Source organism: Allobosea sp. P4_C6, assembly GCF_056402015.1.
Genome location: NZ_JBFUIF010000067.1, coordinates 1 through 13,154, shown reverse-complemented (window position 1 = coordinate 13,154; position 13,154 = coordinate 1). Strand labels below are relative to the sequence as shown.

General features: G+C 61.9%; 12 protein-coding genes and 1 pseudogene. 7 read left to right on the top strand and 6 right to left on the bottom strand.

Going from position 1 to position 13,154, the window contains the following annotated elements; translation table 11 throughout:
- Positions 1–44 precede the first annotated feature (44 nt).
- Positions 45–248: pseudogene (locus tag AC1DVA_RS24555) on the top strand (IS481 family transposase); the annotation flags it as partial.
- Positions 249–1,178: 930 nt separating this feature from the next.
- On the opposite strand, the gene AC1DVA_RS24550 reads toward AC1DVA_RS24555, so the two are convergent.
- Complete coding sequence (locus AC1DVA_RS24550) at positions 1,179–1,814, bottom strand: recombinase family protein (protein ID WP_476807591.1); 636 nt, start codon at positions 1,812–1,814, stop codon at positions 1,179–1,181.
- A gap of 289 nt (positions 1,815–2,103) precedes the next feature.
- On the opposite strand from AC1DVA_RS24550, the gene edd reads away from it, so the two are divergent.
- The 5 genes from edd to AC1DVA_RS24525 all read left to right on the top strand — a co-directional run bounded on the left by edd (position 2,104) and on the right by AC1DVA_RS24525 (position 8,585).
- Entirely contained in the window at positions 2,104–3,948 is a 1,845-nt protein-coding gene (gene edd, locus AC1DVA_RS24545) for a phosphogluconate dehydratase (RefSeq protein WP_476807590.1), read from the top strand.
- Between the two features lie 703 nt (positions 3,949–4,651).
- Positions 4,652–5,566, top strand: coding sequence for an HD domain-containing protein (locus AC1DVA_RS24540; protein ID WP_476807589.1), 915 nt, complete (start codon positions 4,652–4,654; stop codon positions 5,564–5,566).
- A 334-nt stretch (positions 5,567–5,900) separates the two neighbouring features.
- The gene (gene aspT / locus AC1DVA_RS24535; RefSeq protein ID WP_476807588.1) at positions 5,901–7,595 is read left to right on the top strand and encodes an aspartate-alanine antiporter; all 1,695 of its coding nucleotides are present in this window, start codon (positions 5,901–5,903) and stop codon (positions 7,593–7,595) included.
- A gap of 310 nt (positions 7,596–7,905) precedes the next feature.
- Complete coding sequence (locus AC1DVA_RS24530; protein ID WP_476807587.1) at positions 7,906–8,142, top strand: hypothetical protein; 237 nt, start codon at positions 7,906–7,908, stop codon at positions 8,140–8,142.
- Between the two features lie 71 nt (positions 8,143–8,213).
- Entirely contained in the window at positions 8,214–8,585 is a 372-nt protein-coding gene (locus AC1DVA_RS24525; RefSeq protein ID WP_476807586.1) for a SpoIIAA family protein, read from the top strand.
- A gap of 308 nt (positions 8,586–8,893) precedes the next feature.
- On the opposite strand, the gene AC1DVA_RS24520 is transcribed toward AC1DVA_RS24525, so the two are convergent.
- From AC1DVA_RS24520 to AC1DVA_RS24500, 5 genes are all read right to left on the bottom strand, one after another.
- Positions 8,894–9,736: a universal stress protein gene (locus AC1DVA_RS24520; RefSeq protein ID WP_476807585.1), complete on the bottom strand. Its 843-nt coding sequence runs from the start codon at positions 9,734–9,736 to the stop codon at positions 8,894–8,896.
- A 31-nt stretch (positions 9,737–9,767) separates the two neighbouring features.
- Positions 9,768–10,163, bottom strand: a complete 396-nt coding sequence (locus tag AC1DVA_RS24515; RefSeq protein ID WP_476807584.1) for a phasin — start codon at positions 10,161–10,163, stop codon at positions 9,768–9,770.
- Between the two features lie 124 nt (positions 10,164–10,287).
- Positions 10,288–11,073: a 3-hydroxybutyrate dehydrogenase gene (locus AC1DVA_RS24510; RefSeq protein ID WP_476807583.1), complete on the bottom strand. Its 786-nt coding sequence runs from the start codon at positions 11,071–11,073 to the stop codon at positions 10,288–10,290.
- Between the two features lie 89 nt (positions 11,074–11,162).
- Positions 11,163–12,554, bottom strand: a complete 1,392-nt coding sequence (locus AC1DVA_RS24505) for a GntP family permease (protein ID WP_476807582.1) — start codon at positions 12,552–12,554, stop codon at positions 11,163–11,165.
- Between the two features lie 76 nt (positions 12,555–12,630).
- Positions 12,631–12,996, bottom strand: coding sequence for a CBS domain-containing protein (locus AC1DVA_RS24500; RefSeq protein WP_476807592.1), 366 nt, complete (start codon positions 12,994–12,996; stop codon positions 12,631–12,633).
- Between AC1DVA_RS24500 and AC1DVA_RS24495 the strand changes: the two genes are divergently transcribed.
- On the top strand, positions 12,949–13,154 hold a 206-nt coding region (locus tag AC1DVA_RS24495; protein ID WP_476807593.1), incomplete at its 3' end, for a hypothetical protein. The genes AC1DVA_RS24500 and AC1DVA_RS24495 overlap by 48 nt on opposite strands.

Here is a 13,154-nt window from a genome sequence, read left to right as displayed (position 1 = left end):
GGTTTTGATGGTGCGATCTTTTCCATCGGATGGAAGGAGGCACTATGGGCCAGGTTCTGCACGGGAGCGCCACAACGACGGAGGCGATCCGTCGAGCGATACAGCATAGTCAAGCGAGCCTGAGGGCTCTGGCAAAGCGCTACGGCATCAACCAGAAGACCGTCGCGAAGTGGAAGAAGCGGGCCTCGGTGGCTGATCTGCCGACGGGCCCGCAGCAGCCGGCTTCGACGGTTCTGTCAGCCGAGGAAGGGTTCCTGCTAGAATTGCCCCATTCGCGCGCGTCGCGCGCAGGCGCGGGAGAAGCCGCCATGCCGCGAAGGAACCTGCTCAACGCCCGGGATCGCCTCGGCGCATCGATCATCGAAATCGTCGCCTCCGACGTCGCGGAGCACGGCCCGGAGGTGATTGCGCGGCTGCGGCAGCAAAACGTACCCGCCTATGCCCGCCTTATCAGCGACCTGGTGCACTTCAAGAAGCTCGCGACGGAGCGGAACACGCAGACCCGACGCAAACCGCGTGCGCTGCGGATGAAGGATGTCCTCAAGGCGATGGACGACAAGCCGATCGACGTGAACAACCCGCTTCTGCCGCCGAAACATCAAGAGCGCTGGCGAAAAGGCATCGCGGCGCTCGAGCCGAGACGGCCCGACGAACTGACGCCTGCCGAACTCGCCGAGGTTTGGGGAGCCGATCTGGCGGCCTGGTACGAGCGGAACATCGGACGACCTCGTCCCTAAACCATCGAGGCTGATCACTTGAAACCTGGGAACGTGATCGACTTTGCCCAGGCCCGTACAGTCCGAGCTGATCCTCAAGCGTATGGCCGCAGGCTCGGCCGGATCTGGCGGCCCCAAGTTTCGGTCCGGGATATCACATCCATCAGGGCACTCAAGCGAGAGCCAGCGGGCCGGGCTGCGGCTGTAGAGGCCACCAGCGAACTCATCCTCGCCCATCTCACGTGCGGTGTTGGCGGTGTACCCGCACTGCCCGATGATGCAACGGGCGAAGACTTGTACCTGATACTCGAAGGCGTAATGTTGGCGCTTGTAGAGCCCGCTCCCGTGGGAGCGAGCGCATGAGACAGCTCCATGGGCGGCAACAGCGCCCGAACGGTTAGCTTATGCTTGTGCGGACTGAGGCGTCTCGGCGGTTCAAAGGGAATGCCAGTATAGGCCGCGCTATATGCCCCACTTTGCCAGCGCCGCCTCTGCCTCCGCGGGATCATCCTTCATCCTGTAGATCGCCTGCCGGGACAGACCGGTCATGCTGGCAATGACGCTGATACCCGCATCCTGCGCCAGCAGGTCTCGCACGGCTTCCATTTGCCCCCGGGTATAGCTCGGCTTACGGCCCCTGTAGGCGCTCCCATTGCTCGCCTTCGCATGCTCGATGCCCGCCGCCTGTGCCGCCTTGGTAGCTTCCGCCTGCGCCTGAGCGGAGGCTGCCATGAAGGCAATAAGGGCATCCCTGACGGCTTGCTGCATCGGGTCTGCCGTGGCCCCGTCGAAGGTCATGCGGTTGATGATGGTCTTGATGACCACACCTCGCCGCATGAACTCCCGGATCGCCTCCGTCACATCGGTGTAGTTGCGCCCGAGCCGGTCGACCCAGCGCACGACCAGCACGTCCCCCGCCCGGAGCAGGTCGAAGAGGCGCTGGCCCTCCGGCCGCTCGGCAAGTCGGGTACTAACGCCGGAGACGCCATTATCTGCGACCACGCGGTCAATCGCGAAGCCGGCATCCCGCGCCTGCCGCTCTTGATGGGCAATGGTCTGATCGGCGGTTGAGACGCGAGCATAGAACACGGTCTGCATGGGCGCATCTTCCGTCCGTAGAGATATCGTCCGCAGAACTGCATGTCCGTAGGGTCGCGTCAAGCCTTACGGACACAGTTTTGCGGCACCTGTGATGTGTCCGCTACAGTATACCCTATCGTACGACCGGCCGGCGTGATCCAACGAAAGCTAGTCAGCTTCGCGAGAGTAGAACTGCAATGGCTACCGACCCGATCGAGACGGAACAACTCCCCACGCCGTGACAATGTCTTCAAATGCCCTGACCATGCCGTGTTCGTAGCGCATTGATACGAGTCAGGAGGTCCCAATGACCGGCCAAGCCAGCAACCCGACTCTGGACGCTCGCCTCGGCGAGGTGACGGAGCGCATCGCCCGCCGCTCCCACGACACACGCCGGCGCTATCTCGACCGGCTTGCCGCAGCGGCTGAGTCCGGACCGCGCCGTCAGCGGCTCGGCTGTGCCAACCAGGCGCATGGCTTTGCCGCGTGTGCGCCAGGTGACAAGGTAATGCTGCGCTCCGGCGCCGGCGCGAATCTCGCCATCGTCACCGCCTATAACGACATGCTCTCGGCGCATCAGCCCTATGAGCGCTTCCCCGATCTGATCCGCGCCACGGCGCGGGCGGCAGGCGGGGTCGCGCAGGTCGCCGGCGGCGTGCCCGCCATGTGCGACGGCATCACCCAGGGCGAGGCCGGCATGGAGCTCTCGCTGTTCTCGCGCGACGTCATTGCGCTGTCGACCGCGGTTGCACTGTCACACCAGAGCTTCGATGCGTCAGTGTTCCTCGGCATCTGCGACAAGATCGTCCCTGGCCTCATCATCGGCGCGCTTTCCTTCGGCCATCTGCCGGCGGTGTTCATCCCGGCCGGTCCGATGACGTCTGGCCTGTCCAATGACGACAAGGCGAAGGCGCGCCAACTTTTCGCCGAGGGTAAGGTCGGCCGCGAAGCCCTGCTCGAGGCCGAGGCGCAGTCCTATCACGGCCCTGGCACCTGCACCTTCTACGGCACCGCCAACACCAACCAGATGATGATGGAGATCATGGGGCTGCACCTGCCGGGCGCCTCCTTCGTCAATCCGAACACGCCCCTGCGCGATGCCCTGACCCGGGCGGCAACCGAGCGGGCGATGGCGATCACTGCACTCGGCAACGACTATACTCCGGTCGGGCGGATGCTGGACGAGCGCGCCTTCGTCAATGGCGTGGCTGGCCTACATGCCACCGGCGGCTCGACCAACCATACTATGCATCTCGTCGCGATGGCGGCTGCAGCGGGCATCCAGCTGACCTGGGACGATTTCTCCGATCTGGCGCAAACGACACCGCTGCTCACCCGGATCTATCCAAACGGCAAGGCCGACGTGAATCATTTTCATGCCGCGGGCGGCATGGGCTTCGTTATTCGCGAACTGCTGGGGGCAGGGCTGCTGCATCGCGACGTCGAGACGGTCTGGGGCACCGGGCTCGATGCCTATGTTCAGGAGCCCGCGCTTGGCGCCGACGGTTCGCTCACCTGGCGCGATGGTGCCGGCAGCAGCGGCGACGAAACAGTGCTGCGCGGCGCCGGGGCCCCCTTCCAACCGACCGGCGGCCTGACGCTCCTCACGGGCGATCTCGGCCGAGCCGTGATCAAGACTTCAGCCATTGCTAGGGAGCGCCATGTCATCGAGGCCCCGGCCCGCATCTTCCACAGCCAGGAGGCCCTGCAGGCCGCCTTCAAGGCCGGCGAGCTCACTGGCGATCTGGTCGCGGTCGTACGATTCCAGGGGCCGCGGGCCAACGGCATGCCCGAATTGCACAAGCTGATGCCGCCGCTCGGCGTGCTGCAGGATCGCGGTTTCAAGGTGGCGCTTGTCACTGACGGACGGCTGTCGGGCGCCTCCGGCAAGGTTCCCGCCGCCATCCATGTCACGCCTGAAGCCGTCGAGGGCGGGCCGATCGCACGGATCCGCGACGGCGACCTGATCCGGGTGGATGCCCCCGCCGGGACGCTGACCGTGCTGGTGGATGCCGCGGAATGGGCCGCACGCACGCCGGCTGCGGCCGATCTCGAGGCGTCGCATTGGGGCGTCGGGCGGGACCTGTTCGCCTCCTTTCGCGCCGTCGTTGGAAGCGCCGATACCGGTGCGACGATATTTTCTCGGGTCTAGATCGCAAGACGAGCGATCATGCCTTCGGCTCGAACGGGCTCGACATCGATCAAAACGACGACGCCACCCGGATTAGTATAACAAGCGAAGCACAGCCGAGCCGCCCACGAGGCCGGCGCCGACAATGACGATCTTGCGCTGCCTGACGGGACTCCGACAGACGTCGCCCCTTCAGCCCAAGTTAATCGACAGAATTATCGCGGGTGCTATGCGCGCTCAATTATCGACACCGCCAGATGCGCGCGGCTAAATATAGAGCAACGGGCAGCGGTTGCCGACGGTCGTCGGAGCCGTCGCAACACACGGACGTCGTCGGCATCGTTCGTATTCGATGCGCTCGCGGTTGCACTGCGCCCCGCTGGCTTCCCCACTTCGGACACGGAAGATTCGCCAGGCGGAGCGCGAAATGGCCTGCCGACAATATCTGAGACAGGATCAGAGCGAAGCGCCGACGCCGTACTTTTGCAAGGCTACTGGATCGACCCGAAGCGTCGGCCGCATGTTGTCTCGACGCGAATGAAGTTCGTCGATCTGGCCGATTTTATCGGTAGCGCTCGGCCATTGTGCGGCCAAGCAAGCTCGCGTCTTCGCGGATACGAGCAAGCGTTTCGTGTGTTATCAATGGGAGGCAGTTATCCATCTTCCCGGCCTGAAAAGGAAAGGGCCCCGCTTATCGATGCACACCCTTGGACCGAAAGCATCAGTGAAGCTGGACGCTCGCGAGGCGCATGACTTGCGGCGGCTGATGAACGCGTTGGCCTTTGCCTCCAAGGCCCATCGGAACCATCGTCGCAAGGGGGCAAGCCAAGAGCCATACATCAATCACCTGATCGAAGTGGCCGACCTCGTTGCGGCTGTCGAAAGCAGCGACATGGACATTCTGATAGCGGCTCTACTTCACGATGTCCTGGAGGATACACACACAGGCTATGCCGAGCTCGTGACCGCTTTCGGCGAGCGCGTTGCTGATATCGTTCAGGAAAATTCGGATGACATGACGTTGCCGAAGCCTGAGCGGAATCGGGCTCGACTGGACGGGCTCGGCAGGAAATCGCGCGAGGCGCGACTAGTCAAATTCGCCGACCTGATCTCGAATCTGCGCGCTATTGCAGAATCGCCTCCAGTGGGCTGGTCGAACCAGCGCAGGCTTGGATATCTGAGTTCCTGCCGCAACTTGGCGGACGCCGGACGTGGTTCCAATGCAGCGATCGAGGCGATGTTCGACGAAACAGCAAGATCCGTGGAGGGCGCTATCAAGACCGAAGCTCTTAGCGATATCGATGGCAACTCATCAACAAAGCTGGCGCTGGAAGCTGCCATTGGACAGGCTGTTCACCTCGTATACGTGCCCAATTCACAGTGTCGCCCGCTGGGCGATGGCGATATCGATCTGCTCTGTCAGATGATCGCGTCGACTTTCCCGTCAGCCACGGTTCAGATCGCGGAAGGTATCCATGAGCATAGGCGCAGGCCCATGCTGATCGGACGAATTCGCACGGACAGTAGCGATGCGGTCGTCGAACTTGCGCAGCGGCTCTGCCTTGCTTTTGACGAGCCCTTTGTCGGGATCGAGGTCGATGGACGGTATATTCGCATCTACGGCGACGACACCGCCTAGCAGCTGTTGAAAAAGTCGGGATCGTGGGTCGGTTCTGCCGCTTTGTACCTGGGTCAGTCGATTTTGCGGAATCGCTGAAAACATTGATATTTTCTAAGCGCCAAGGCTTGCCTGAGCCACTTCCGAAGGGCCAAAAACCTATTTCAACATCCTGCTTGACTACCAGCGCGCGTCGGGTCCTCGGCTCGCCGCCCGGCTGTGCTTGCATCCGTGACGAGAAGCGGCAAGGGAGGCGCAGCTGCATTGTCCTTGGGTACAGGTTTCTGCCGGATGGATTGCGTTAGCATTCAAAGCGCGGCCTGAGGAGCAACAGGCTCGGCCTGGAGCGTGCCCGATGCTTGCGTGGCTTGAGACATTCCTGGTCAGATACCCCGAACTGACGCTCTTTCTGGTGATCGCCGCTGGCTATTGGCTTGGCAGCTTCAAGATCGGTGCCTTTAGCGTCGGCCCGGTCACGGGAGCACTGTTTGCAGGTCTGCTGGTGGGGCACTTCGCTCCGGTCCCTGTATCCAGCATGACCAAGTCATTCTTGTTTCTGCTGTTCCTGTTTGGAATTGGATACTCTGTCGGGCCCCAATTCCTTCAGGCGATGAGGCGAGGCGGCATGAAGCCGATGATGCTCTCGATCGTCGTATCCGTGACGGGTCTGGCCGCGGCGCTTGTCGTCGCCAAGTTTCTTCAACTCGATGCCGGCTTTGCAGCTGGGCTGATGTCGGGCGCGCTGACCCAAAGTGCCGCGATGGGAACAGCAACCGATGCCGTGAACGGTTTGTCCCTGCCCGAAGTGGAACGCACGCGGCTGGTTGCTCACATCGCTGTGGCGGACGCCGTCTGCTACATCTTCGGTTACGCGGGTGTAATCCTCTTCCTGAGCGAAGTGGCCCCGAAACTCCTCAGGATCGATCTGCGCGCCGAGGCCGAGAAGCTCGAGAACGAACTGGGCATGAATCGCTCCAGGTCGGGGCTCGCCTCCGCCTGGCGGAAATTTGAGATGCGGGCTTACCGTATCGATGACACATCGGCCCTGATCGGGCTTACCGTGGCGGACGCCGAGGCCCGCGGCCCGGCGGGTCGCCTGTTCATTCACCGGCTCAGCCGAGACGGGTGCATTCTTGAGGTCGGTCCGGACACCAAGATCGAGCAGGGAGATGAAATCGCGCTCTCCGGCCGGCGCGCGAGCATCGTCGAATTGGTGGGGCCTCGTGGCGAGGAGATCGAGAACAGGCTGCTCCTGGACATGCCGATTGCTGTGATCGATGTTCTTCTCACCAATCCGGCATTGGCAGATAGAAATCTAGAAGAGCTTTCGCAAGAGAGTTGGACGCGGGGCATTTATCTGCGATCCATAAGCCGCGGGGGACAGGACATACCGGTTGCCGCGGGCATCGCATTGCAACGCGGCGATCTGCTCAGTCTTGTCGGACGGGAGGTCAGCGTTCAGGCCGCAGCTACAAAAATCGGCGCGGTCGTCAGCCCGAGCGCCGCGATTGATTTCACTGTGCTCGGCTTGGCGATCTTCTGCGGCGGCATGGTCGGGGTCCTCGCCACCTTTTCGGTCGGGAGTGTCAAAATTTCGCTGAGTACCAGCGTGGGAACGCTGCTTGCCGGCCTTCTGGTGGGTTATCTGCGCACTCGGCGGCCGCTTTTCGGGCGCATTCCCCCGGATGCGGTGGGTTTCATGACGACGCTCGGGCTGGCGGCTTTCGTGGGTCTAACCGGAATCCAGGCGGGACCCAGTTTCGTTTCGGCGCTGCGGGAGGCTGGGGTCGGGCTCCTCTTTGGCGGCGTCGTGGTGACGCTGATGCCGCAATGCGTGGGGCTGGCCTTCGGCCACTTCGTTCTGCGGATGAATCCAATTCTGCTGCTTGGCTGCTTGGCGGGTGCGCAGACAGTGACAGCCGCGCTCGCTGCCCTGCAGGAGCGATCGGGAAGCCCTGTCGCCGTCCTTGGGTATACACCGTCCTATCCCGCCGCCAACATTCTCCTGACGACCTGGGGATCAATCGTAATCTTCGTCCTTGCGGGCTGAGATCGAACGAATGCCGACCGCACCAGGTATTCGCTGCGCTTGGGCCCCAGCATCAGGGGCCGCCGCACAATCGCACTTTCGGAATAAAGCGCGTTGACGGCATCCGACAATAGACGGGAGCCGCAGCTTAATGACGCGAGGTTTAGAAGGACAAAAATCCCCTGTGCCTTGTCCTCAGGTATAGGTTTATCACGCGCCGAATCCGCTAGAATTACTCTGTAAAGCAGCCGTGAATTCTTGGCCGCTAACAACCGCCGCTGCGACGCCAGAGTGCGCCTGCGGCGAGGGCCATCGGTAGGGAGCCAGCCTGATGAATAACAACATTAACCTGAAAATTATTGTAGCCATTATTATCAGTTTTGGATTAATTGAAAGCACCCCGGCGACCGCTTGCAATAGAACTGCTGGCTGCGCGATGGATGTCTTACATGAGAATTATGAGATGATGCACTCCGATAAGATGTCCAAGGCGATGCGGGAGGGCCAAGACAATATCGCCGCATTTCGCCGCCTCCAGGAAGCCGAACGGGCTGCGGTCAGGCGGTAAAGTAAACGAGCAAGTTCAACGTTTGAAAAGGTTGGAATTTCAGGCGCGATATGCCTTCGGAGACCATAGAGATGATCCAGTTCGATCTACTCCCAGACAAAGGGATCGCTATTCTGTCCCCAGCTGGACCGCTCGAGAAATCCGATTTTGACAGGATCGCCGAGGAAATAGATCCGTATATCGAGGCGAATGGTCAACTTGCGGGGCTGCTGGTGCGCGCAGAAGCATTCCCGGGCTGGGAAAGCTTCGGCGCCTTGGTATCGCACCTCCGTTTCGTCAAGGATCACCGCTGCAAGATTACTCGGATCGCCGTAGTAACCGACAGTGAACTCCTCAAGATTATGCCGCATATCGCGAAGCACTTCGTGGCAGCAGACATTCGACATTTTCCGTATGAAAAAAAAGCGCAAGCCTTGTCGTGGTTGGAAGCCGCCACAGGCTGAGCACATGAGCCGTGCTCACGCTGATGAAGCGGCAGTATATCCCCAACGCGGCTCGGTCACTCATGGCTGGTCGACGCGGTTATTATAGCCGGTGCCTAACGGTCGGGGCGATGCAAATGAGTGCGAGTCCAACGGCTCGGTTGCGCTCTCCCCTTGTCCGCCCGAGGCCCAGCGATCAGTCTTCACGGCGGCGATCGCGATGAGCATCTTCTGCGCCAGAGGAACTGCCAGCGCTTACCGCCGCGGAGCAGGTCGCCCCTTGGCGGCCCGTCGCATGTGGCGGCACCATCCGGTCCACCCGGGGTGTTTCAATGCGCAAGGAATAAAGGAACGGGGCTGCTTTCCAGCAGTGAGCGGGTTACCCCTCCCAGGATAGCTTGGCGGAAACGCGAATGCACGAAGGCGCCCATGACGATAAGCTCGGCGCCGCTGTCGCGGGCATGCCGGCGCAGGGTCTCGGCAACATCACCGCCAACCGCCTCCAAGGCCACCAGTTCGCCCTTTACGCCATGATGCTCCAAGTAACCGATCAACCCGCTGGCAGGCGCGATACGGCTCAGATCCTTCTCCCCGCCAATGACGACCACGGCGACCGACCGCGCAACCTGTAGCAGCGGCAGCGCATCGCCGACCGCGCGGGCCGAGCGGGCGCTTCCGTCCCACGCGATCGCGACCCGCTTAGGCGCAGCGCCGTCGGCCGTCTTCGGCACCACGATCACCGGACGCCCGCTGCTGAACAGCGCCTCCTCGATCATATTGCGATTGTTGCCCAGCAAATCGTCACCCGCATCTAGAACCGTCACATCCTGCAGCCGCGCCAGCTGGATAAAGCGCTCGGTAAGCTCCTCGAGAGCGAGATCGGGCAGGTCGGCAGCACAGGCCAGGCCGGCTTCGTCGACCAAGGTCCTGGCCGTGGCGGCCGCGGCCTCGACGAGTTCGCGCCGGCGCGTGTTCTCCTCCGCAACGATGCCGGCGGCAATGCCGCCGACAACGCTGTACGGCAGAGACACGCGCGGAACGATGGCCTGAAATGTCAGGGCCGCCCCGAATTGTCGCGCCAAGCCCACGCCGAAGCGCACCGCGGCTGTCGCGGCGCGCCCCTCGTCCGCCGGCGTCAACCCGATCAAGACCTTCTTGAACTCATGCGCCATCTGACGTTCCTAGTTGATGCATACGAAGCAATCACTTCGACTTCGTAGCCGTGTTGGCTGTCTCGACAGCCTTCGCTGTCGCATCCTGCGCAGCCGCCCCCATTTCTTTGAATTGGGTCTGAAACGCGGCCATCTGAGACTTGAGGAAATCGGACTGGAGATGCATGACTTCAGTCAAATCTTTCGCATTGACCAGCTTCTGGGCCAGATCGAAAGCGGCAGAGACATTGTTGTCAGCATAGGCGATGGCCTTGAGGCCGATATCCTGCGCGTTGAAAGGCGCAAACCCGGCAGAACCAGGGGCGGCCTCGACCGCCTTCCGCGCAGCGCCGATGAAGCCGTCGAAGGCCTTGCGAGCCTGCTCGACGTTACGTTCAGCGAGTTCACGCATTTGGGCCGGCACTTCATAGGGTGTCTTGCCATTCATGGTATATTCCCTCCAACAATGAACCGCATCGATCGGTTTGCGCCACAGTGGCGTGGTTGCTTGCGATGACAAAGGCTCAGGGATCAGCCTGCCCTTCGTCACCGCAGAGCGTTCTTGGGGCTCTCTAATGAGCGGTCCAGCCGCCGTCGATCGACAACATGGTCCCGGTGATCGACGATGCGGCATCGCTGGTCAGAAAGAGCGCCAGCGCCGCAACCTGCTCCACGGTCACGAACTCTTTCGTGGGCTGCGCTTCCAGCAGCACATCCGAAATGACTTGCTCCTTGGTGAGACTGCGGGCCTTCATCGTGTCGGGAATCTGTTTCTCGACCAGCGGCGTCCAGACATAGCCAGGACAAATCGCATTGACCGTGACGTGATCCTTCGCCACTTCGAGTGCGACCGTCTTGGTGAGGCCGGCAATGCCGTGCTTAGCCGCGACGTAAGCGGATTTGAAGGGGGACGCGACGAGCGCATGGGCGGAGGCCGTGTTGATAATTCGCCCCCAGCTGCGTGATTTCATCCCGGGAACGACCGCCTTCGTCGCATAGTAGGCGGCGAGCAGGTTAATGCGGATGATCGCTTCCCATTTGTCGTCGGGAAACTCTTCGATCGGCGCGACATATTGAATACCGGCGTTGTTGACGAGGATATCAACCCCGCCGAACTCCTGCTCGGCCATCCGTATCATGCCGGTCACTTCCGCTCCCTGCGACATGTCTGCCGGCGAGTATCGGCAGGCCACCTTGAAGTCCGCCTCGATGCTCGCGCGCTCCTTCTCGATGCCCCCCGCGTCGCCGAAACCGTTGATGACAACGTTGGAGCCCTCCGCGGCAAAGGCACGCGCCAGAGCAAGCCCGATGCCGCTCGTCGATCCGGTGACGACGGCCGCCTTTCCTTGAAGTGACATCCTGCCTCCAGTGGCGCCTAAGCGCCGTTTGTCGGCGAGCGATCTGCCCGCTCGCGCTTCTCTTGCTAACGAACCTCTTGCAAAATCGGTCAAACCAGTCCGGTCATGTAGTAGACAGCTATGATCAAGAAGACCGCTAGCGTCTTGATCAGGGTGATGGCGAAGATGTCCCGATAGGACTGCTTGTGAGTCAGGCCGGTCACCGAAAGCAGGGTGATGACCGCGCCGTTGTGCGGCAATGTATCCATGCCACCGCTCGCCATCGCGGCCACGCGATGCAGGACCTCGAGCGGGATTTGCGCTGCGTTGGCGGCGGCGATGAACTGCTCCGACATGGCCGCGAGCGCGATGCTCATGCCTCCCGAGGCCGAACCGGTGATCCCAGCGAGCACCGATACGCTGATCGCCGTGTTGACCAGCGGATTCGGGACCGCCTTGAGGGCGTCGGCGATGACGACGAATCCCGGGAGTGCCGCGATCACGCCGCCGAAGCCGTATTCGGAGGCCGTGTTCATCGAGGCGAGAAGCGATCCGGCCACCGCCGCCTTGGTGCCGTCAGCGAAGCGCTCCATGACCCGTCGGAACGCGAAGCCCAGCACCGTCAGGATGCCGAGCAGGAGCGCGCCCTGGACGGCCCAGATCGCGGCGACCGATGACACCTGCGTAACCAGTGGCTTGGCCATTCCCGCCAGCGCCACCTCGTGAGTGGCGCCGTAATATTTGACGATCAGGCTGGTGAGGATCTTGTTCGCCACGCCGACCACGACCAGTGGAGCCAGGGCGATGGCCGGGTGGACCAGCTTCTCCGCGGCCWTGGGTTCGGGCTCGTTGGTGTGGCCCTCGCCATAGCCCTCCCCAGCGGCCGCGGCCGCTCGCCGGCGCCATTGCAGGTAGGCCATGCCAGTAGTGAGAATGAAGATCGCGCCGATCGTTCCGAGAATGGGCGCAGCCCAGGTATCCGTCTTGAAGAACGTCGTTGGGATGATGTTCTGGATCTGCGGCGTGCCGGGAAGAGCATCCATGGTGAAGGTGAAGGCACCCAAGGCAACCGTGCCCGGGATGAGACGCTTGGGGATGTCGCTTTGCCGAAACATTTCGGCCGCGAATGGGTACACCGCGAAAACGACCACGAAGAGCGAAACGCCGCCGTAGGTGAGGACGGCGCCGACCAGCACGATCGACAGCATCGCCCTCTCGCGCCCGACGACGCCGATCACCGCCGAGACGATCGATTTGGAGAACCCCGACAGTTCGATGAGCTTGCCAAAGACCGCGCCCAGCAGGAAGACGGGGAAATACAGCTTCACGAAGCCGACCATCTTCTCCATGAAGATGCCGGTGAATACGGGTGGCACGGCCTCGGGATTGGTGAGGAGAACGGCCAGCATCGCAGCGATGGGTGCGAAGAGGATCACGCTGAAACCGCGATAGGCGACAAACATCAGCAGGACGAGGGCTGCGACGGCGATCAGGAAATCCATGCAGCTTCCCCCCTGCAATCTTTCTCGAAACCAACCCGCGCTGATCGCAGCGCCATGCCTGCCTTATCCGCCGGGCTCAGTAGAAGCCCGTATCGGTCGTCATCATCAGCCTGTCGACTTGCAACGCGCGGATGACATGAGCTTCTTCGGCGATGATCTCTTCCAGAATGTCGCGGACCGAAAGCACGCCAACCACGGAACGATCCTCGCATATCGGCAGGTGCCGTATTCGGTACGCCTTCATCAGCGCATGGCAGCGCTCGACTGAATCGTCCAATTTGGCAAATACGATCGAGTCGGCGGTCATGATCTCGTTGACGAGGCACTCCCGCGCTGTACGGCCCGCCAGTTCGACATTGCGGGCATAGTCGCGCTCAGTGAGGATGCCGACGAGTTGGCCGCTTCCCAGGACGACGACAGCGCCGACATTCCTTTGCCGCATCAGCTCGAGCGCGCTCAGGACGGTGTCGCGAGGCGCAACGCTGATGACGGCAGAAACGTCGTTGCGCTTCGACTGAAGGAGTTCTCTTGCGGTCTTGCCCGGACTTGCCATGTCGACTGCCCCTCATACAGCGAACAGGCCGGGTTGCCGGCCTATCC

Bases quoted from the DNA above. Each gene is read 5' to 3' on its own strand.
- AC1DVA_RS24550 (WP_476807591.1), bottom strand. From the start codon at position 1,814: ATGCAGACCGTGTTCTATGCTCGCGTCTCAACCGCCGATCAGACCATT.
- edd (WP_476807590.1), top strand. From the start codon at position 2,104: ATGACCGGCCAAGCCAGCAACCCGACTCTGGACGCTCGCCTCGGCGAG.
- aspT (WP_476807588.1), top strand. From the start codon at position 5,901: ATGCTTGCGTGGCTTGAGACATTCCTGGTCAGATACCCCGAACTGACG.
- AC1DVA_RS24530 (WP_476807587.1), top strand. From the start codon at position 7,906: ATGAATAACAACATTAACCTGAAAATTATTGTAGCCATTATTATCAGT.
- AC1DVA_RS24525 (WP_476807586.1), top strand. From the start codon at position 8,214: ATGATCCAGTTCGATCTACTCCCAGACAAAGGGATCGCTATTCTGTCC.
- AC1DVA_RS24520 (WP_476807585.1), bottom strand. From the start codon at position 9,736: ATGGCGCATGAGTTCAAGAAGGTCTTGATCGGGTTGACGCCGGCGGAC.
- AC1DVA_RS24515 (WP_476807584.1), bottom strand. From the start codon at position 10,163: ATGAATGGCAAGACACCCTATGAAGTGCCGGCCCAAATGCGTGAACTC.
- AC1DVA_RS24510 (WP_476807583.1), bottom strand. From the start codon at position 11,073: ATGTCACTTCAAGGAAAGGCGGCCGTCGTCACCGGATCGACGAGCGGC.
- AC1DVA_RS24500 (WP_476807592.1), bottom strand. From the start codon at position 12,996: ATGCGGCAAAGGAATGTCGGCGCTGTCGTCGTCCTGGGAAGCGGCCAA.